General features: G+C 68.0%; 14 protein-coding genes. 5 read left to right on the forward strand and 9 right to left on the reverse strand.

Annotated elements, in window-relative coordinates; translation table 11 throughout:
• Window positions 1-16: 16 nt before the first annotated feature.
• The 3 genes from Q0Q48_RS22050 (at window position 17) to Q0Q48_RS22060 (ending at window position 2,609) form a co-directional block, all read left to right on the forward strand.
• Window positions 17-988 (forward strand): cupin domain-containing protein, encoded by a 972-nt coding sequence (locus Q0Q48_RS22050; protein ID WP_295142698.1) that lies wholly within the window; start codon window positions 17-19, stop codon window positions 986-988.
• Window positions 989-1,055: 67 nt separating this feature from the next.
• Window positions 1,056-1,964, forward strand: a complete 909-nt coding sequence (locus Q0Q48_RS22055; protein ID WP_295142701.1) for a hydroxymethylglutaryl-CoA lyase — start codon at window positions 1,056-1,058, stop codon at window positions 1,962-1,964.
• Between the two features lie 51 nt (window positions 1,965-2,015).
• Window positions 2,016-2,609: a LysE family transporter gene (locus Q0Q48_RS22060; RefSeq protein ID WP_295142704.1), complete on the forward strand. Its 594-nt coding sequence runs from the start codon at window positions 2,016-2,018 to the stop codon at window positions 2,607-2,609.
• 6 nt (window positions 2,610-2,615) lie between these two features.
• Here Q0Q48_RS22060 and pbpC read toward each other — a convergent pair whose 3' ends face one another.
• Window positions 2,616-4,652, reverse strand: a complete 2,037-nt coding sequence (gene pbpC, locus Q0Q48_RS22065; RefSeq protein ID WP_295142707.1) for a penicillin-binding protein 1C — start codon at window positions 4,650-4,652, stop codon at window positions 2,616-2,618.
• Between the two features lie 5 nt (window positions 4,653-4,657).
• The gene (locus Q0Q48_RS22070; RefSeq protein WP_295142710.1) at window positions 4,658-9,631 is read right to left on the reverse strand and encodes an alpha-2-macroglobulin; all 4,974 of its coding nucleotides are present in this window, start codon (window positions 9,629-9,631) and stop codon (window positions 4,658-4,660) included.
• A 175-nt stretch (window positions 9,632-9,806) separates the two neighbouring features.
• Between Q0Q48_RS22070 and Q0Q48_RS22075 the strand changes: the two genes are divergently transcribed.
• Complete coding sequence (locus Q0Q48_RS22075; RefSeq protein ID WP_295142712.1) at window positions 9,807-10,235, forward strand: DUF1489 domain-containing protein; 429 nt, start codon at window positions 9,807-9,809, stop codon at window positions 10,233-10,235.
• Window positions 10,236-10,244: 9 nt separating this feature from the next.
• Here Q0Q48_RS22075 and Q0Q48_RS22080 read toward each other — a convergent pair whose 3' ends face one another.
• From Q0Q48_RS22080 to Q0Q48_RS22105, 6 genes are all read right to left on the reverse strand, one after another.
• Window positions 10,245-11,444, reverse strand: a complete 1,200-nt coding sequence (locus Q0Q48_RS22080; protein WP_295142715.1) for a peptidoglycan -binding protein — start codon at window positions 11,442-11,444, stop codon at window positions 10,245-10,247.
• A gap of 5 nt (window positions 11,445-11,449) precedes the next feature.
• Window positions 11,450-12,592 carry a flagellar motor protein MotA gene (locus Q0Q48_RS22085; RefSeq protein WP_295142719.1) on the reverse strand — a complete coding sequence of 381 codons (1,143 nt, stop codon included), beginning with the start codon at window positions 12,590-12,592 and terminating at the stop codon, window positions 11,450-11,452.
• 33 nt (window positions 12,593-12,625) lie between these two features.
• A complete protein-coding gene (locus tag Q0Q48_RS22090) occupies window positions 12,626-12,970 on the reverse strand; it encodes an OmpA family protein (RefSeq protein ID WP_295142722.1) in 345 nt (114 codons plus the stop codon).
• A 742-nt stretch (window positions 12,971-13,712) separates the two neighbouring features.
• A complete protein-coding gene (locus Q0Q48_RS22095; protein WP_295142898.1) occupies window positions 13,713-14,561 on the reverse strand; it encodes an inositol monophosphatase family protein in 849 nt (282 codons plus the stop codon).
• Window positions 14,562-14,634: 73 nt separating this feature from the next.
• Window positions 14,635-15,204, reverse strand: coding sequence for an elongation factor P (gene efp, locus Q0Q48_RS22100; protein WP_230549376.1), 570 nt, complete (start codon window positions 15,202-15,204; stop codon window positions 14,635-14,637).
• 86 nt (window positions 15,205-15,290) lie between these two features.
• Complete coding sequence (locus Q0Q48_RS22105; protein ID WP_295142727.1) at window positions 15,291-15,692, reverse strand: MmcQ/YjbR family DNA-binding protein; 402 nt, start codon at window positions 15,690-15,692, stop codon at window positions 15,291-15,293.
• Window positions 15,693-15,736: 44 nt separating this feature from the next.
• Between Q0Q48_RS22105 and epmA the strand changes: the two genes are divergently transcribed.
• A complete protein-coding gene (gene epmA / locus Q0Q48_RS22110; RefSeq protein ID WP_295142730.1) occupies window positions 15,737-16,732 on the forward strand; it encodes an EF-P lysine aminoacylase EpmA in 996 nt (331 codons plus the stop codon).
• Here the strand turns inward: epmA and thiE are convergent.
• On the reverse strand, window positions 16,712-17,356 hold the full coding sequence (gene thiE / locus Q0Q48_RS22115; RefSeq protein WP_295142733.1) for a thiamine phosphate synthase: 645 nt from the start codon (window positions 17,354-17,356) through the stop codon (window positions 16,712-16,714). The genes epmA and thiE overlap by 21 nt on opposite strands.
• Between the last annotated feature and the right edge of the window lie 100 nt (window positions 17,357-17,456).

Below are 17,456 nucleotides of genomic sequence, written 5' to 3' on the forward strand. Positions count from 1 at the left end.
AGGCGAGGAGATTTGTGTGGCTGGCATCGAGACTTTCCCCAATTGCGACCTGCTGACGAGCGACGCGCAGTATTTCGACTACAGTTCGGCCGCCAATCCCATCCAGCAGGGCATCATCCCGCCGGTGCCATACCGGGCCTTCTCGCCCTCGTTCTTCGACGAGGGACCGACCCGCGTGCAGCCGCTCGACGTCAGCAAGGAGTTGGGGATCGTCGGCCCCGCGACCACGCCCGCGCTCTGCGCCAACTTCATCCGCATCACCCGCGGCTCGGTCATGACCTCGGCCGAGGCGACCAGCCAGGTCTTCTTCGCGTTCCGGGGCCGCGGGCGGACGGACGCGTGCGGCGAGACCATCCACTGGTCGCAGGGCGACTACATGGTGCTGCCGGCGCACGGCCATGCCCTGCATCATTCGGATGGCGAGGCCGGGCTCTACTGGGGGCACGATGCGCCGCTGCTGCGCTATCTCGGCGCCGCGCCGACGGTCGCGCGCTTCAAGCCCACCTTCTATCAGCACAGCAAGGCGCAGCAGAAGCTCACGGAGATCGCCACCGATCCAGCGACTGCGAACGCCAATCGCGTCAGCGTCCTGCTCGCCAACCGGAACTTCCCGGCCACCCGCACCATCACCCACACGATGTGGACGATGTTCGGCCTGCTGCCGAAGGATGCCGTTCAGTACCCGCATCGGCACGAATCGGTGGCGGTCGACTTCGTGATCGACTGCAAGCCCGGCTGCTACACGATGATCGGCACGGAACTCGACGAGTCTGGGATGATCAGGAACGGAAGACGCGAGGACTGGGCGCCCGGCGCCAGTTTCATCACCCCGCCCGGCTACTGGCACTCGCACCACAACGAATCGGGAGAGGATGCCCACGTCCTGCCGATCCAGGATGCCGGACTGCACACCTACCTGCGCACCCTGGAGATCATGTTCAGCCACCCCGGGCACGATCGCACCGCGCATATTTCGCAGACGCCCTAGAGGCGAAACTCCTGTCTGGCGGCCTTCCCGATGGTGCAGTATGTGGCCCCAGGATCGGGAGGGAACGATGAATCATCCCAGGCGCGTGCGGCTCGTGGAAGTGGGGCCGCGCGACGGCTTGCAGAACGAGGCCAAGCCGGTTTCGGTCGAGGCCAAGGTGGCGCTGATCGACGCGCTGTCGGCCGCGGGCCATTCGGCCGTGGAGGCCGGCAGCTTCGTGTCGCCCAAGTGGGTGCCGCAGATGGCCAACACCGACCAGGTGATGGCGCGCATCCAGCGCAAGCCCGGCGTCAGCTACCCGGTGCTGGTGCCGAACAAGCAGGGGATGAATGGTGCCGTCGAGGCCAAAGTCGAGGAGATCGCGATCTTCACGGCCGCCTCGGAGGCCTTCTGCCGCAAGAACACCAACTGCTCGATCGACGAGAGCTTCGAACGCTTTGCACCGGTGATGGAAGCCGCGCAGAAGTACGGCATGAAGGTGCGCGGCTACGTCTCGACCGTGATCGCCTGTCCCTATGACGGCAAGGTTTCGCCCGCCAAGGTGGCCGAGGTGTCGGAACGGCTGTTCCGGATGGGCTGTTACGAGGTCTCGCTGGGCGACACGATCGGCGTCGGTACGCCCGGCGAGTGCGTAGCCATGATCGATGCCGTCGCCGAGAAGATGCCGCGGGAAAAGATCGCCGCGCACTTCCACGACACCTACGGCCAGTCGCTGGCCAACATCCTCGCCGTCATGGAGCGCGGCATCGCGGTGTTCGATACCGCCGTCGCGGGTCTCGGCGGTTGCCCCTATGCCAAGGGCGCCTCGGGCAACGTCGGCACCGAGGACGTGATCTACCTGATGAACGGCCTTGGTATCGACCACGGCGTCGATCTCGAGGCCGTGGCCGCGGCCGGCCGCGCGATCTGCGTCGCGCTCGGCCGCGAGCCGGCGTCGAAGGTGGCGCAGGCGCTCAAGGCGAAGGCAGCAGCCTAAACTTCACGAACGTTCAAGACGACAGTCCATGGCCGGCGTCAAATTGCCGGCATGGACGCGCTTCCCGGATTCCTGATCGCCGCTGTCGCGCTGGCGGGCAGCCCAGGCCCGGCGACGCTGAGCCTTGCGGCCGCCGGTGCGGCGTTCGGTGCGCGGCGGGGCATCGGCTATCTCGCCGGCATCGTCGCTGGCATGGTCGCGGTGATGGCGATCGTAGCCAGTGGCATGGCCGGCCTGCTGCTTGCCGTACCTGGGGTGGCGCCCGCAGTTGCGGCGCTGGCCGCGCTCTATTTCCTGTGGCTGGCCTGGCGGATCGCCACTGCGCCGGCTTTGGCGGAGGAGGGCAGGCGAGGGGAGCCGCCAACCCTTGCGGCCGGACTGCTGCTGTCGCTTGTCAATCCCAAGGGCTATGTCGCGATGGCTGCGCTCTACTCAGGCTTCGTGCTTCGGCCGGACCGGCTCGTGGCAGACGCGGGCCTGAAGCTTGTCGTGCTGACCCTGGTCATCGCCGCCGTGAACGTGGCGTGGTTGTTCGGCGGGGCGGCACTGACGCGCTTCTTCCGCGATCCGCGCACGAACCGGATCATCAACGTGGCCTTCGCCCTGTCGCTTGTCGGTTCAGTTGCCTTGGTCTTCATCGTCTGAGGACGGCTATTGCCGCTGCACGATCCTGACGGTCACCGAGGTCGAGCGCCCGGCCTCGTCGACGACGGCGAGACGGGCGGTGCCGGCGCCGTCGGGGACCCACTGTGTGCCCTCGAGCGGGCGGCCGTCGACCAGCCAGCGCAGGCGGCCCTGTCCGCCCATGGCGTTCAGCACGACGGCCTCGCGCGCCGCCAGCTCGATGCGGGCATCGGCCGGCGGATAGGCGATGCGCGGGCCGCCACTGGTCTCGCTGTAGGGCGTGAGGGTTCGCATGCGCGGCGGCAGCTCGCGATGGGACGCGACCCTGATCGCGTCGGCCGGCGGGCGGACCGCTCGATTGTCCTCGCTGGGGAGCCGGCCGAAGGCCTTGAACAGGATGGGCAGCGCCGAGAGCCGGCCGAGCTGGCCAGGGCGAGGCGTTCCGTCAGCATGGCCGACCCAGACGACGACCGTCCAATTGGCGCTGTAGCCGGCAGCCCAGGCGTCGCGATAGCCGGCGGAGGTGCCGGTCTTGAAGGCGATGCGGCGCTCGCGTAGCGCCACGGGCAGCGCCGCGAAGCCCTCGGGCAGAGGCGCCTCGGCTAGCACGTCGGAGATGTACCAGGCGGCGGTCGGCCCGACCAGGCGGAGCGGCTCGGGTCTGGGGCGATCGCGCCGGACCTGTGGCGGCGCGAAGCGGCCGCCATTGGCCAGGCCGGCATAAAGTCCCGCCATTTCGAGCGGCGAGATCGTGACACTGCCGAGCGCAACGCCCAGCGAGTTTCCGTTGTCGCCCGGTGGCAGGCCCGGCGCCACACCGGCGGTGCGCAGGGTGGACAGGAAGCGCTGCGGGCCGACCTTTTCCAGAGCCAGCACAGCCGGCACGTTCAGAGATTGCTGCAGGGCGTGGCGCACCGTCACCGCACCCTGGTGGTCGCGATCGAAGTTGCGCGGCAGCCAGTCGCGGAAGCGCACCGGCACATCCTCGACCAGGGTCTCGGGATGCAGGGTGCGGTCGTCGAAGGCCATCGCATAGATCAGCGGTTTCAGCGCCGAACCGGGCGAGCGGCGGGCGCGCACGAGGTCGACCTGGCCGGCTCGGCCAAAGAAATTATCACCGCCCAACCAAGCCACGACCCCGCCGGTACGGTTGTCGAGCACGACCATGGCGATCTCGGCGCTGTCGGCCAGCGCGCGTCGCTCCTCGTGCACGAACTGGCTGAGTGTCCGCTGCAGCTCGTAGCGTACCGTGGTCGGTACTGTCATGCTAGGCGATTGCCCCGCCAGCCAGGTCGCGAGATGCGGCGCCTGCATCGGCATGGCGAGCCGGCGGTCGGGCGGGAGATGGCTGCGCGCCATCTCGTACAGGGGCGCATCGATCACGCCATGTTCGACGCCGCGCTCCAGCACGCGGTCGCGCGCCTTATGCGCCACCGAGGAGGCACGGTCGGGGCGACGTCGTTCGGGTGATTGTGGAATGGCGACCAGCAGCGCGGCTTCGGCGGCGCTGAGCTGGCGCGGCTCCTTGCCGAAGTAGGCCAGCGATGCCGAGCGCACACCTTCGAGGTTGCCGCCCATCGGCGCCAAGGTGAGGTAGATCGCCAGCACCTCGCGCTTGGAGTAGCGCCATTCGAGCTGCAGCGCGCGCGCCGACTGGATCGCCTTGGTCATGAAGCTGCGCGGGCGCGGATCGAGCAGGCGGGCGGCCTGCATCGAGAGCGTCGAAGCGCCCGACACGATACGGCCGCGCTCGGCGAGTTGGCCGGCCGCTCGCAGTGTCGCGAGAGGATCGACGCCCCAATGGGAGTCGAAACGGCGATCCTCATAGGCCTTGAGCAGGCCGAGATAGAGCGGATCGACATCGTCGACCGATGTCTTGAGGCGCCACTTGCCGTCCGCTGTCGTGAAGGCGCGCAGCTGCCGGCCGTTGGCGTCGACCACCTCGGTCGACCTGTCATGATAGCGCGACAGGTCGGGCGGGAAGAGACGGTCGAGCGCGAGCGCTGTTGCCACCAGGGTCGTGGCAGCGACGGCGAGGCCGGCCAGCAGGGGCCTGAGCCGCATGCGGCCTACTTCGTTCCCGCGGGAACGATGGTCAGCGCGCGCATCGCCGTCCGGCCATAGACCCGCGGCGCGTACATGTCGGAGACGTTCGTCGCCGGGACGGCATAGGTGCCGGGCGTCACGGCGCGGACGATGTAGGCGACGTGATAGGAGTTCGGGTTCTTCGCCGAGGAATCCCACCAGGTCTGATAGGGCCGCGTGCCCATGTTGAAGGACGCGAAGAAGCGGTCGTCGCGCGCCTCGGCAATGCGGGTCTCGGTGAGGTCGGACAGGAACGGGAAGGACTTCGCCGTCTCGTCGTTCAGCACCGCCTCGATCTCGAAGCCGGCCGGCAGCAGGTCGAGCAGCGCGACCTCGTGGTAGCCGCCCTCCAGGTTACGGCCGGAGATCGAGACGATGAAGCGCTCGTTTTGCACGACGTGGCCCAGCGAACTGGGCTCGCCGTCGAACTTCAGGAACTCGCGCTGGACGCTGATGCCGGCCGTGGCCGAAGGTTGCGGATCGAGCGGAACACCGCGCGCCGTCACCTGCATCCAGATCGGACGATCCGTGTCGTTGCGCAGCTTGAGGCCGCGGGCCAGTGCCGTCGCGTCCGGGTTGAACGTCACCGGTTCCGTGGCTGACTGGCGCGACTGGCCGTCCACGGAATAGGCGAGTTGGGCACTGCCGCTCATCGCGCGCGCCGCCATCACGAGCCACGCCTGCTCCTGGGTCGTGGTGAGGTTGATGGATGACGTGAGGCGCTCGCCCACCAGGCTCGTCACCTCCGTCAGGGCGTCGCGGCCACCGGCTTCGACGGCGAGCGTGACGAGCGCGGCGCGATTGCGCAGCGGCGAGCCGTAATAGTCGGACGGGTCGCGCTCGTCGATGCGCTGGCGCGCCGTCGCGAAGGCGAGGCGGCCGCGCCCCGGTTCGCCGACCTGGTTCAGGGCCGCGGCCAGCATGGCCCAGGCGATGCCGCCCTTCATCTCGGCCGCCTTCGTGTCCTGGAAGTAGCGGACCCTGCCGGGATCGGCATAGCCGGACTTCGCCAGCACATACCAGGCATAGGCCTGGGCGTTGGGAGAGAGCTTGTCGGCCGTCTTGTTGAGCCAGCCGAGCGCCCGCTGCAGCGATGCCGAGGGCACCGTCATCTGCTGCTGGTTCGCGCGCACCAGGAAGTCGAGCACGTAGGTCTGCAGCCATTCCGCCGCTGGTGTGGAGAAGGGGCCCCACATGCCGAACGACCCATCGGGCAGCTGCATGTCGACGATGCGATAGACGGCATCCTGAACGCGCTCGTTGATGCGCGGATCGGTCGGGCCGTATCCCAGCAGCGCCACGTCGTTGTAGTAGAGCAGCGGCATGGCTCGGCTGGTCGTCTGCTCGATGCAGCCGAACGGATACTTGTCGAGCTGGCGCAGCAGGGCCGCGACGTCGATCCCCGGAATGCGGGTAAGCGAGGCGCTGACCTGCGCGGTACCAGACGCGAAGGCGGCGATCACGTTGCGATCGACCGTGGCCTCGTTGCCGGGCGCCAGGCGCGCCACCGTGTCGACGGCGCTGGGCGTCTGCGCCGGCCGCACCTGGATGTCCCACTCGCGCTGGACGGCGAAGTTGCCCGGTCCCTGGACGGCGACCGTCACCTTGCCGAAGCCGGCTTCGCCGGCGCGCAGCGGCCAGGTCAGGAGCTCGCGCTGGTTGGCGGCGAGGCGCTTCGTCTCGATCACCGGCCGTTCGAGCGAGACCGAACCGGTGGCGGTGAGGGTCACGCGGTAGTCGCCCGCCTGCCCGTCGACGTTGTGCAGAGACAGCGCCACCCGTCCGAGATCCTTCGGCGCGAGGAAGCGCGGCAGCACGACGTCGGCCGTGACGGCGTCGCGCACGAACAGGCGCTGCTCGCCCGAGCCGACGCGGCTCTTGTCGTAGGCGACGGCCATCAATCGGAGCTGACCGATGAAGTCGGGGATGTCGAAGGCGATCTTCGCTTCGCCCTTGTCGTCGAGCTTCACCGGACCGCTGAACAGCGAGACGACGCGAGTCGGCACGATGTCGAGGCCGCCGATCTCGCCCGCGTCGCCGCCGGCCCGGATGCGGCCGAGTTCGTCGGCGCGGGTGTCGAGCAGGCGGCCGTAATCGTCGCGCATCGAGATGCCGAGGCGACGCTTGCCGAAATAGTGGTCGGCGGGATTGGGCGTTTTGTAACGGGTGAGCTGAAGGATACCCTCATCCACTGCGGCCAGGGTGACGAAGGCTTCCTGTCCGGCCTGAAGATTGGAGACCTTTACCGGCACTTCGATGCGCTGCCGCGGTGTGATCTTCTCAGGTGCGCCGATCTGGATGCCCAACGTCCGCAGGGTCGGGTTGAGACCCAGCCACGTGGCGCCGATGGCCCGCGTGGGGGTGCGTTCGGCCGGCGCCGCCAGCGGCCGCCAGGCAGTCACCAGCGCGTAGGCGCCTGCACCCCATTCACCCTTCACGGGAATGTCGACGGTCGTGCCGCCGGCCGGCACCTGGACCGACTGGGTGGAGACGATGCGGTCGGTCGCGATGGCGATCAGTGCTTCGCCCGCGAATGGCGCCTCGATGCGCAGGCGGGCCGTGTCGCCGGGCGCATAGTTCTGCTTGTCGCTGGCGACGCGCAACGTGTCGGGTGCCTCCTCGGTCCCCGTGCCGCCGTACCAGCCCACGTAGAAGGTCAGGCTGGTCGAGGTGTTCTTGTAGTTGTCGATGACGGTGAGCCTGTGCTGGCCCCAGTCCAGCCGCTGCGAGAGACGGGTCGGCGTGTCGGCCTTCAGGGTCACCTTGTCGGCTGTCACCAGCCGCGTGTTCGTGACCGACTGCCAGCGCCAGCGGCCGTCGACCTGGAACCATTGATAGGCGTTGGTGATGCGTTCGATCCTGTATTCGACCGAAGGGCGCGCGATCTGGGTGCCGGCCGCGTCGACCGCCACCACATCGAACTCGGTATCGACGCCTTCACGGGAATATCGGCCCTCGAAGGTCGGGCGGACACCGATATAGGTGTCGCGGGTGCGTACGGGCATGACCTTCTCGGTCTTGGTGGCGCGGCCGCCGCCTGGTTCGAAGACGCGGGCCTGGATCTGGGCGCGCAGCGGCAGCACCGTCTCCTTGGCGAGGTCGCCTGCCCATTCGAGGCTCGACTTGCCGGCGGAGTCGGTGTTCTCGCCCTTCAACTCGATGAAGGGAGGTTCGAACTTCTCGCGGTCGTCCTCCGGTCCGAACCGGTACTTGGCGAAGGCCGGGAACGGGTTGTCGTCGACGGTGATGCGCATGTCGCCTTCGACGGCGAGGTCGGAGGCCGGTGCGCCATAGAGGAAGTCGGCTGACAGGACGAAGCGGTTCACGCTGCCGGGCCGGATGATCGGCTCGTCGGGCGTCAGCTCGACCTTGAGCTTCTCGGGCACGAAATCTTCGACCGAGAACTCCACCCGACCGACAGGCGCGCCCTTGGGATCGATATGGGCGGCAACCGACCAGCGGCCGCGTCGGGACGATTTCGGCAGGTCGACCGTCTGGGAAACGGCACCCGAGCCCTGCAGGGCATGGGTGAAACGGGTGAACTCGCTGCCATCGGGCCGCTTGACGATCAGCGTGACGGGCAGGTTCGAGAGCGCGTTGGCTGCGTCGTCGCGCATCAGCGCCATGAGCTGCACGGTCTCGCCGGGCCGATAGATGCCGCGCTCGGTGTAGAGGAAGGCGTCGACCGGGCCGGGCTGCGGCCGGCCATCAACGCCGCGGTCGGACAGGTCGAAGGCCGACTTGGTGAGTTCGAGGCGCGAGAATTCCTTCTTCGCCGGATCCTGCGCCATCACGGCGACGGGTTCGGCGGCGCCGCTGCCCTTGAGCAGGCCGGCCGCGAACGCCGCGCGGCCATCGGCGCCGGTCACCACCTTGCCGATCGGCTCATTGCCGCGCGACAGAACCGTGACCTCGATGCCGGCCAGCGGCTGGGCGGTCTGCAGCGAGCGCGCGAAGACGTTCAGGCCGTCGTCGCCGCTGAAGGAGGTGAGGCCGATGTCAGTGTCGATCACCCACAGGCCGACCGCGGATCCGCTGGTCGATTCGTCGTCTTCATAGTCGCGGGCCGGGGGCTTGGCGGCGTTCCACACCACGACGAAATACGCGCCGGGCTTCCAGTCCTGGATGGTTTCGCGGATCGGGAAGGCGGTGACGACGGCCTGGTTGGGCGTGTTGCGCACGTCCATCGTACCGGTCCACTGCTCGGCACCGTTGCTGCCGTTCAGCCAGCTGCGCAGCGACCAGGATTCGGTAATCGGCTCGGAGCCGGGGAAGGCCACGTCGTAGTAGCGGTCGGCGGAAAAGCGATCGATGCCGCGTTCGCTCACACGATAGACCGAGATACCGACCTTGGAGACGTTGATGGTGGTCACGGGCAGGCCCGCGGCGCTGCCGCGCGGCAAGATGAAGCCCTTGCCGGGAAGGTTCACGACGGCTGGACGGGCACCCAGCGCCACGCTCACGCTCTGCTCGTCGCGCAGCTTCTCGCCGTCGCGTCCCGGGAAGCCCGCCAGCAGCTTCACGGTGTAGTCCTGGCCGTAGGTGAGGCCTGCGATGCACAGCCGGTCGTCGACGGCGCGGAGCGCGGTCTTGGCTTCAGGCTCGATGCGGATGAAGTCGCCGTACTTCACGTCGCCGGTCGCGAGCGGCTTGTTGAAGGCGAGGCAGGCTTCCGCCTCGCTGCGGCTGGAATCGACCGCGACGCGACGGAAGGAGAAGGGAGCGGACGGCGGTGCCGGCGGCTGGGCGATGGGAGCCGGTGCGGAGGACTGGGCTGTCTGGGCTGGCGGGCTCGCCGGCGGAGTCGGGGTGGCCGGTGCAGAGGCCGGGGGTGCGGCCGTCGAAGGCGCCGGTGGGAGACGGTCGAGTGAATCGCCCGGTCTTCCGATCAGGTAACCCGCAATGCCGGAGCCCAGCATGAGAGCCACAACCAAGGCGGCCAGCGTCGATCGATTCATAGGAACCCTCGCAAAAAGCGACCGGACAATAGAGCTTGGATTGTGCAGACAGTGTGGAGTCCGAAGCCCGGTCTGCAATTCTCGCAGCCTGTGGCGCGCAGGTCACGCTCGCGACGCCCATGCTGTGGATAGGCGGCGCTTGAGCCGGCGACCGGTCACGTATTAATCGCAGGCGATGGCGTTGCATCTCATCAAGCTGGCGGTCGGCATCGACGATCTCGCCCACATGAAAAAGGTCCAGGCGGCGCGACGCCGGGAGCGGGGGCAGTCGGCACGTTCGCCGCACTGGATCTACACCCGCAACTCGCCACGGCGGGCCGAGGATCTGCTGGGCGGCTCCCTCTACTGGGTGGTGCGCGGCGTCATCCGCTGCCGGCAGGAACTGGTCGGATTCGAGGATGATTTCGACGAGGAAAGCGGCAAAAAGTTCTGCCGCATCAAGCTCAGGCGCCCCCTGGTCGAAACTGCTCCACGCGCCTGCAAACCCTTCCAGGGATGGCGCTACCTCGAACCCGAACGTGCGCCGCCGGACCTGTCGAGCGGCGACACGGCCGACATGCCAGCCGAAATGGCGGCCGAGCTGAAGAGACTTGGGCTTCTGTAGAGACCGGCTTCAGCGATTGGTGAGCTTGAGCTCGATGCGGCGGTTGCGGGCCGGGTCGGTGGACGAAAGCGGCTGGTATTCGCCGTAACCCGCGGCCACGAGGCGGTCGTTGGGGATGCCTTCGCTGTGGAGGAACTTGACCACGGCGATGGCGCGGGCGGCGGACAGCTCCCAGTTCGACGGGTATTGCGCGCTGGCGATCGCCTTGTTGTCGGTATGCCCGTCGACCTGGAGAACCCAGTTGACGTCTTTCGGGATGGTGGCGGCGATCTCGACGAGGCGCTTGGCGACGTTCGCGAGCTGCTTCTCGCCGCCTTCCTGAAGCTTGGCCGAGCCGGACGGGAAGAGCACTTCAGACTGGAACACGAAACGGTCGCCGACGATCTGCACGTCGCGCTGGCCGCGCAGTGCCTCGCGCAACTTGCCGAAGAATTCTGAGCGGTAGCGTGCCAGTTCCTCGACCTTGCTGGCCAGCGCGCGGTTGAGCTTCTGGCCGAGATCGACGATCTGCGCCTGCTGTTCCTTGGCCTTGGCGTCGGCGGCGTCGAGAACGGTGCCGAGGCGGGCTAGCTCTCCCTTGAGGGCGGCGAGCTCGGCGGTCAGGCGCACGACGGCGGCCTTCTGCTCGGCACTGAGCTTCTGTTCTTCAGTGAGGTCGCCGAACAGCTTGCCCTTGTCCTCGTTGGCGGCCGCCAGCGAGGCGGCGAGCCGCGTGAGTTCCAGCCGTTGGCGCTCGATCTCCTTCTGGAGGTCGCCGGCCTGGGCGGCGGCTTCCTTGTTGGAGCTTTCGAGCGAGGCGGCAAGCCGCTCGCGTTCCGCCATCATCGACGTCAGGCGCTCCGTGAGCTGATCGCGCTCGATCTTGAGGGCGTCCGAGGCAGTGCGCTGGGCGGCGAGGTCGGCGCCCAACCGGTCGCGCTCCGCCTGGTTTTGGCGCAGCTGCAGGGTGAGCTTCTCGAGATCCTGCTTCAGGTTATCGCTCGCCGCCTTCTCCAGCGACAACACGCTGGCCAGGCTGCCGAGCTGCTTGTTCAGGGCGTCGATCGCGCTGTCGCGGGAGCTGAGCGTGTCGGTCAGGGTGAATTGCGCGACGCTGAACAGCGACAGCAGGAAGATCAACACCATCAGCAGGGTCGTCAGCGCGTCGACATAACCCGGCCAGGTGTAGTCGGCGCCTCCTCCTCCTCGACGGCGGGATACGGCTGCCATGGCGGTCAGTCGCCCGGCGTCGCGCTGCGCGTCGAGGCGATGGTGCGGGCGAGCAGGCGGAACTCGCCCCGCAATTCATCGGCCAGCGCAGTGCGTCCGCGCACGCTTTCTTCGATCAGGCGGGCAAGGCCGGCCTCGATGTTGCGCTGGTGCGTCAGGAGCGCCTCGCTCTCGGCCTCCGGCTTGCGCTCGGTCAGGCGCGCGACCGTGCCGCGCAATTCGATGGATTGCTCAGCGAGGCGGGCCAGCAGCGCCTGCTGGGAGCGCATGCTCTCGGTCAGCGACGACAGGCGCTCGACCAGCGCGGCGTTGGCCGCTGCCGCCTGCTCGCGGCCCTCTTCGCTGCGACGGAGCGTGCGCGTGAGATCGTCGAGACCGTCCGCGGTACGCTCCAGCAGCGCCTCGACATAGGCCGAGATCCCCTGTTCGCCTTCGGTCTGGAGCGTACCGCTCGACAGACGTGTGGCGCCTGCCAGCCATTCCTCGAGCTCGGTGTGGAAGCGGCCCTGGGCCTGGCTCGCCTGCAGTTCGAGGAAACCCAGCACGAGCGAGCCCGAGAGGCCGAACAGCGAGGCGCCGAAGGCGGTGGACATGCCCTTGAGCGGCCCCTCGATACCCTGCTTCAGCTTGGCGAAGATCTGCACCGCATCGCCGCCGGTGACCTGCATTCCGACGATGGCGTCGGCGACGGCGCCGATCGTCTCGAGCAGGCCCCAGAACGTGCCGAGCAGGCCGAGGAAGATCAGCAGGCCGATCATGTAGCGGCTGAGTTCGCGCCGCTCGTCGAGGCGGCTGGCGATGCCGTCGAGCATGGCGCGAGTCGCCGTGGGCGACAGGCGGAAATTGTCCTGACGGTCGCCCATCATGGCGGCCATCGGCGCCATCAGGTCGATGGACTCGGTCTCGAGCGGCGGTGCGCCGGGCTCGCGATGCTGAAAGCGCCGCAGCCACCGCACTTCGGGCCACAGGGACAGGACCTGGCGCATCACGAAGAAGATGCCGATGGCGAGCACGCCCAGGATGACGCTGTTGAGGATCGGCGTGTTCAGGAACACGCGCAGCAGGTCGTGGTGGAGGAGGTAGGCGATGCAGGCCACGATCGCGAGGAACAGCAGCATGCGAACGAGATACGGAATCGGATTACTCATGCTGTCTCCCGATGCCTGCGGACGCTTGCGGGATCATGTGCCCGGCACCAGGATTTCCACCCGCTCGCCGCCATCGCCCACGATGGAGGCGATCTCGATCCTGGACCGGACGCCCTTGTCGATCAGGTAATTCCGCACGATCAGCGCCCGCGCCAACGAAATCTTGCGGCTGTCCGGATCACCGTTTTCGGCCACGCTGCGCAGTTCGACCTGTCGCAGGGTACGGTCGGCCAGATCCTTGGCGAGGCGATCGAGTTCAGCCTTGGCCGCATCCGACAGTTCGGTCGCCCGGGCGGTGAAGACCAAGGTGACCGCCACGCCGCTGCGCGCCGATGGAACGGGCGGCGGCGGCGGCGGCGCGGGCGCGACGGCGGCCATCTGGCGCTGCGGGGCCACAGGAGGTTCAGTGGGCTGAGGTGGAGGCGCTGCAGCGACGGGAGGCGCCGGGGCCGGCGCGGTCGGGCCAGGGGCGGTCTGTGGGGGTGTCGGCGCAGGTGCGGACCGAACCACGGTCGGGGTGGGCGCCGCGGCGACCGACGCTGGGGGTACGGGGGCCGGCGGAGCGGCTGGCGCGGAAGCGTGCTTGACGGCCGGCTCGACGGAAGCGGCGATGGCCTTCTCGATATCGCGCGGCTTGCTGCGGCGCGTCGCCAACTCCGGGACGGCGACGACACGACTTTTGATTGGTCCGGGCGGGGGCGGCGGCAGGGAGGCACCTGCCTTGGTCTGTGGTGTAGGGCGATGGGCTTGCGGAGGAGCGGCCTGGCGCGACGCCTGCGCCGAAGGGCGAGACGACCAGGGATTGAAAGCCGGACCGGGGCCAACGGCACCAACGGTTGGGGCGGCGGGCGGCGCTGCGTATTGCGGGAGCGCTCCGCTTGCCAGGCCGGCACCGGAGTACGGGTTGAAGGCGGTGACGTTCTGCCCATGGGCCGAGAACGACGCCGCGCCGACACCGATCACGGCGAGGGCGAAGCTGCGTGCAGCGGCCGAAGAGGGGGGCATAACCGATTGCCTTTCCAAGGGATTTGGCGGTTCGACCATAACGAATGGTCGCTCAGCGCTCAACCGCTCGCGGCAATGCAGCAGAGGATGAACCGGCCTGACGGTGATGTGCCCGTCAGGCCTTGGACAGGATCTCGACCATCGAATCGCGCAGGCCGAAGTTGCTCGCGAGGAGGGACGGCCCGCCGAGTTCGTAGGGCTGCCCCGCGATGTCGCCGACCAGGCCTCCGGCCTCTCGCACCATCAGGATCCCTGCTGCGACGTCCCAGGGCGCCAGGCCGAACTCGAAGAAGGCGTCGTAGCGGCCGGCGGCGACGAAAGCGAGGTCGAGCGCCGCGGCGCCCCAGCGGCGTACGCCGGCCGTGCGCTCGGTGACCGCCGCCAGCTTGGCGTGATAGGCGGCGTGGTCGCTCTTGCCGATGTGGGGGATACCGGTCCCGATCAGGCCGCGTGCCGGATCCTTGCGCCCCGAGACGCGCAGGCGGCGCGAGCGGGCGTTCGGCGTGTCGATATAGGCGCCGTTGCCCTTTTCGGCCCAGAACAGCTCGTCGGAGATCGGCTGGTAGATGACGCCCGCGATGATCTCCTTCTCGCGCTCCAGCGCGATGGAGATGGCGAAGTGGGGCACGCCGTGCAGGAAGTTGGTTGTGCCGTCGAGCGGATCGACGATCCAGCGGTTGCGGCCATCGCCCTTGGTCTCGCCGCCTTCCTCGCCGAGGAAGCCGTAGTCGGGACGGACGCGTGACAACTCGGCGCGCAGGGTGCGTTCGGCCTTGATGTCGGCGTGACTGACGAAGTCGCCGGGTCCCTTCTCCGAGATCTGCAGATGCTCGACCTCGCCGAAGTCGCGCTTCAGGTTCTTGGCGGCTGCGAAGGCGGCGCGGATCATGACCGTGATCGTGGCGGAGCGCTGCGCCAACGACTTCCGCTCGGGCGGGCCCGAACGCTCGCGGGCCTCGCCCATCGGCGCGCGACCGACGCGGGCGACCGGGGTTTCTCGCGGGGGACGGTTGGTGGGGAGGGCCACGGGACCGCGCCTAATCCTTGGCGCGTTCCATGTAGGTGCCTTCCTCGGTGTTGATCACCAGGCGCGTGCCAACGCCGATATGCGGCGGCACCATCACGCGGATGCCGCCCTCGACGATCGCGGGCTTGTAGGAAGAGGAGGCGGTCTGGCCCTTCACGACGGCGTCGGCCTCGGTGACGGCGAGAACCACGGTCTTGGGCAGCTCGGCGCCCACCGGGGTGCCCTCATACAGCGACACCGTCACTTCCATGCCGTCCTGAAGCCAGCGCGACTGGTCCTCGTCGAGGACGTCGGCGCCGACCACGAGCTGCTCGAAGGTTTCCTTGTCCATGAACGTGAAGCCGTTCTCGTCCTTGAACAGGTAGGTGCACTCGCGCTCGTCGATATGGACGCGCTCGATGGTCTCGCCCGAGCGGAAGCGTTCCTGCAGCTTGTTGCCCTCGCGCAGCGCCTTGGCTTCGATGGCGACGAAGGCGCCACCCTTGCCGGGGCTGATGTGCTGGACTTTCGAGGCCACCCAGAGCTTGCCGTTGTACTCGATGACGTTGCCGGCTCGGATCGAATTGACTTGGACTTTCATGGAGTTACCCGGCCCTACCGCTGTCTCGGATGAATGGAATTCGGCCTCGTCCGCAGAAGCGGTACGAGGCCGGCGCGGGCCTTCTATCAAAGGCGGCCCGGGGTCGCAACCGGCCCTGCTAGGGCCTTTCGGGGCTGTTTCAGGCCCAGTTCGGCCTGTTTCTTCTTCGGCAGGCCCGCCGCGATGACGGCATGCGCCTGTTTCAGGTACGCCCGCGTCTCGGCCGGCGTCAGGACCGAGGGGTCCTCGAGGGCGACCCATTTCGCGCGGGCGAGATAGGGTGCGGGCCTGAATCCCTCGGCATGCGAGAGGGCGTCGAAATGCTCGGGCGGGCATTTGAAGCAGAGGCGTGCAACGGAATGGCCCGGTGGGCCGATCAGACAGAACATCTTGCCGCCGACCTTGAAGACGGTGACGCCCTCCCACTGCACGGTCCGCGTCGCGGCCGGCAGCTTGCGGCAGAAGGCGTCGATCTGCTTGGGCGTCATGATGACACCCTACACGCAGCGCCACGCGCGTGCGATGGTGCAGCATGAACGAATGGCGTCCCGACAGGCTTGCGCGGCGCCTGCCGCATCTTCAGGCGCGTGCCCGTATCCAGGCCGCCATGCGGCAGTGGTTCGCGTCCGAGGGCTTCGTCGAGGTCGAGACACCGATCCTGCAGGCAGCGCCTGGCGCCGAGGTTCATCTCACGGGCTTCGCGACGGCGTGGGAACTGCCCGACGGCGAAGAGCGCGAACGCTGGCTGCACAGTTCACCCGAGTTCGCGATGAAGAAGCTGCTGGCCGGCGGGATGCCGAAGATCTTCCAGTTCGCACGTGTCTTCCGCAACGCCGAGGGCTCGGCACTGCATCATCCCGAGTTCACGATGCTGGAATGGTATCGCGCCGGCACCGGCTACCAGACGATCATGGCCGACTGCAGGGCACTGCTCGCGTCGACCGGTGTCGACGAGCTGCGCTGGGCCGGCCACGTCTGCGACCCCAAGGCCGAACCGGAGCGGCTCACCGTGGCGGAGGCCTTCGTGCGCCATGCCGGCGTCGATCTGTTCCCCACCTTCGGCAATGCCGAAGCGCTTTCCTCCACGTCGGGCATTGCCATGCATGCCGGCGACAGCTGGGAGGACGTGTTCTTCCGCATCATGTTCGAGAAGATCGAACCGCGACTCGGCATGGGCCGGCCGACCATCCTCTGCGAATATCCGATCTCAATGGCGGCACTCGCCCGCGCCAAACCCGGTGATCCCAGGGTCGCGGAGCGCTTCGAGCTCTATGTCTGCGGCGTCGAGCTGGCCAACGCCTTCGGCGAGCTGACCGATCCGGACATCCAGCGCGAGCGCCTGGCGGCGGACATGGACCTGAAGGACGAGCTGTACGGCGTCCGCTGGCCGGTCGACGACGATTTCCTGGCGGCACTCGACCATGGCCTGCCGGATTGCTCCGGCATTGCGCTGGGGTTCGACCGGTTGGTGATGCTGGCGAGCGGCGCCTCGCACATCGAGGAGGTGCTATGGCTCCCCGTCCGATGATCCATGCGCGGCGAAGAGTTCGTTGAAGGCGCGGACTGCCGCTTCGGGACCGTCCTTGTAGTCCCACACGCCGCCGGCCACGGCCAGGAAATCGGCGCCCGCCTCGATCAGGGGCCTGCAGTTCTCGACGGTGATGCCGCCGATCGCCACGCACGGAACTTCCATCAGGCTGCTCCACCATTCGACGATCTCGATGTCGGCGGGTGTCGTTACCGGCTTGGTGGCGGAGGAGAAGAACGCACCGAAGGCGACGTAGTCTGCACCGGCCTCGGCCGCTTCCATCGCGAGGTGGCGCGAGGCCTTGCAGGTGACGCCGATCTGGCGGTTGGGCCCGACGATCCGCCGCGCCTCTGCATAGGGCATGTCGTCCTGGCCGATATGGACGCCGTCGCAGTCGAACTTCACGGCGAGGTCGGGGCGGTCATTCATGATTAGCGCCACGCCGCGCTGCTGGCAGATCGGCCGCAGCGTGTCGGCGGCGACGGCGATCGCCTCCTCGGGCATGTCCTTCAGCCGCAGCTGGAAGGCCGCGACGTCGCCGCCGTCGAGGGCGGCGCGCAGTTCGTCGGCAAAGATCGAGGGATGCTCGATACGGGGCGGGGAGATGAGATAAAGTCGGGTCACGGCCAGCCTGATTTTACTCGTGGTTTATGCGGAACTCGGCGCCCCGTCGAGGGCGGGTCGCTAAAATGCCGCCATTGTCTTCGTGGGGCGGCCGGGGCTA

Source organism: uncultured Reyranella sp. (assembly GCF_945957355.1).
Lineage (GTDB): Bacteria > Pseudomonadota > Alphaproteobacteria > Reyranellales > Reyranellaceae > Reyranella.

Bases quoted from the DNA above. Each gene is read 5' to 3' on its own strand.
- Q0Q48_RS22055 (WP_295142701.1), top strand. From the start codon at position 1,056: ATGAATCATCCCAGGCGCGTGCGGCTCGTGGAAGTGGGGCCGCGCGAC.
- Q0Q48_RS22060 (WP_295142704.1), top strand. From the start codon at position 2,016: ATGGACGCGCTTCCCGGATTCCTGATCGCCGCTGTCGCGCTGGCGGGC.
- pbpC (WP_295142707.1), bottom strand. From the start codon at position 4,652: ATGCGGCTCAGGCCCCTGCTGGCCGGCCTCGCCGTCGCTGCCACGACC.
- Q0Q48_RS22070 (WP_295142710.1), bottom strand. From the start codon at position 9,631: ATGAATCGATCGACGCTGGCCGCCTTGGTTGTGGCTCTCATGCTGGGC.
- Q0Q48_RS22075 (WP_295142712.1), top strand. From the start codon at position 9,807: ATGGCGTTGCATCTCATCAAGCTGGCGGTCGGCATCGACGATCTCGCC.
- Q0Q48_RS22080 (WP_295142715.1), bottom strand. From the start codon at position 11,444: ATGGCAGCCGTATCCCGCCGTCGAGGAGGAGGAGGCGCCGACTACACC.
- Q0Q48_RS22085 (WP_295142719.1), bottom strand. From the start codon at position 12,592: ATGAGTAATCCGATTCCGTATCTCGTTCGCATGCTGCTGTTCCTCGCG.
- Q0Q48_RS22090 (WP_295142722.1), bottom strand. From the start codon at position 12,970: ATGGCCGCCGTCGCGCCCGCGCCGCCGCCGCCGCCGCCCGTTCCATCG.
- Q0Q48_RS22095 (WP_295142898.1), bottom strand. From the start codon at position 14,561: ATGGGCGAGGCCCGCGAGCGTTCGGGCCCGCCCGAGCGGAAGTCGTTG.
- efp (WP_230549376.1), bottom strand. From the start codon at position 15,204: ATGAAAGTCCAAGTCAATTCGATCCGAGCCGGCAACGTCATCGAGTAC.
- Q0Q48_RS22105 (WP_295142727.1), bottom strand. From the start codon at position 15,692: ATGACGCCCAAGCAGATCGACGCCTTCTGCCGCAAGCTGCCGGCCGCG.
- epmA (WP_295142730.1), top strand. From the start codon at position 15,737: ATGAACGAATGGCGTCCCGACAGGCTTGCGCGGCGCCTGCCGCATCTT.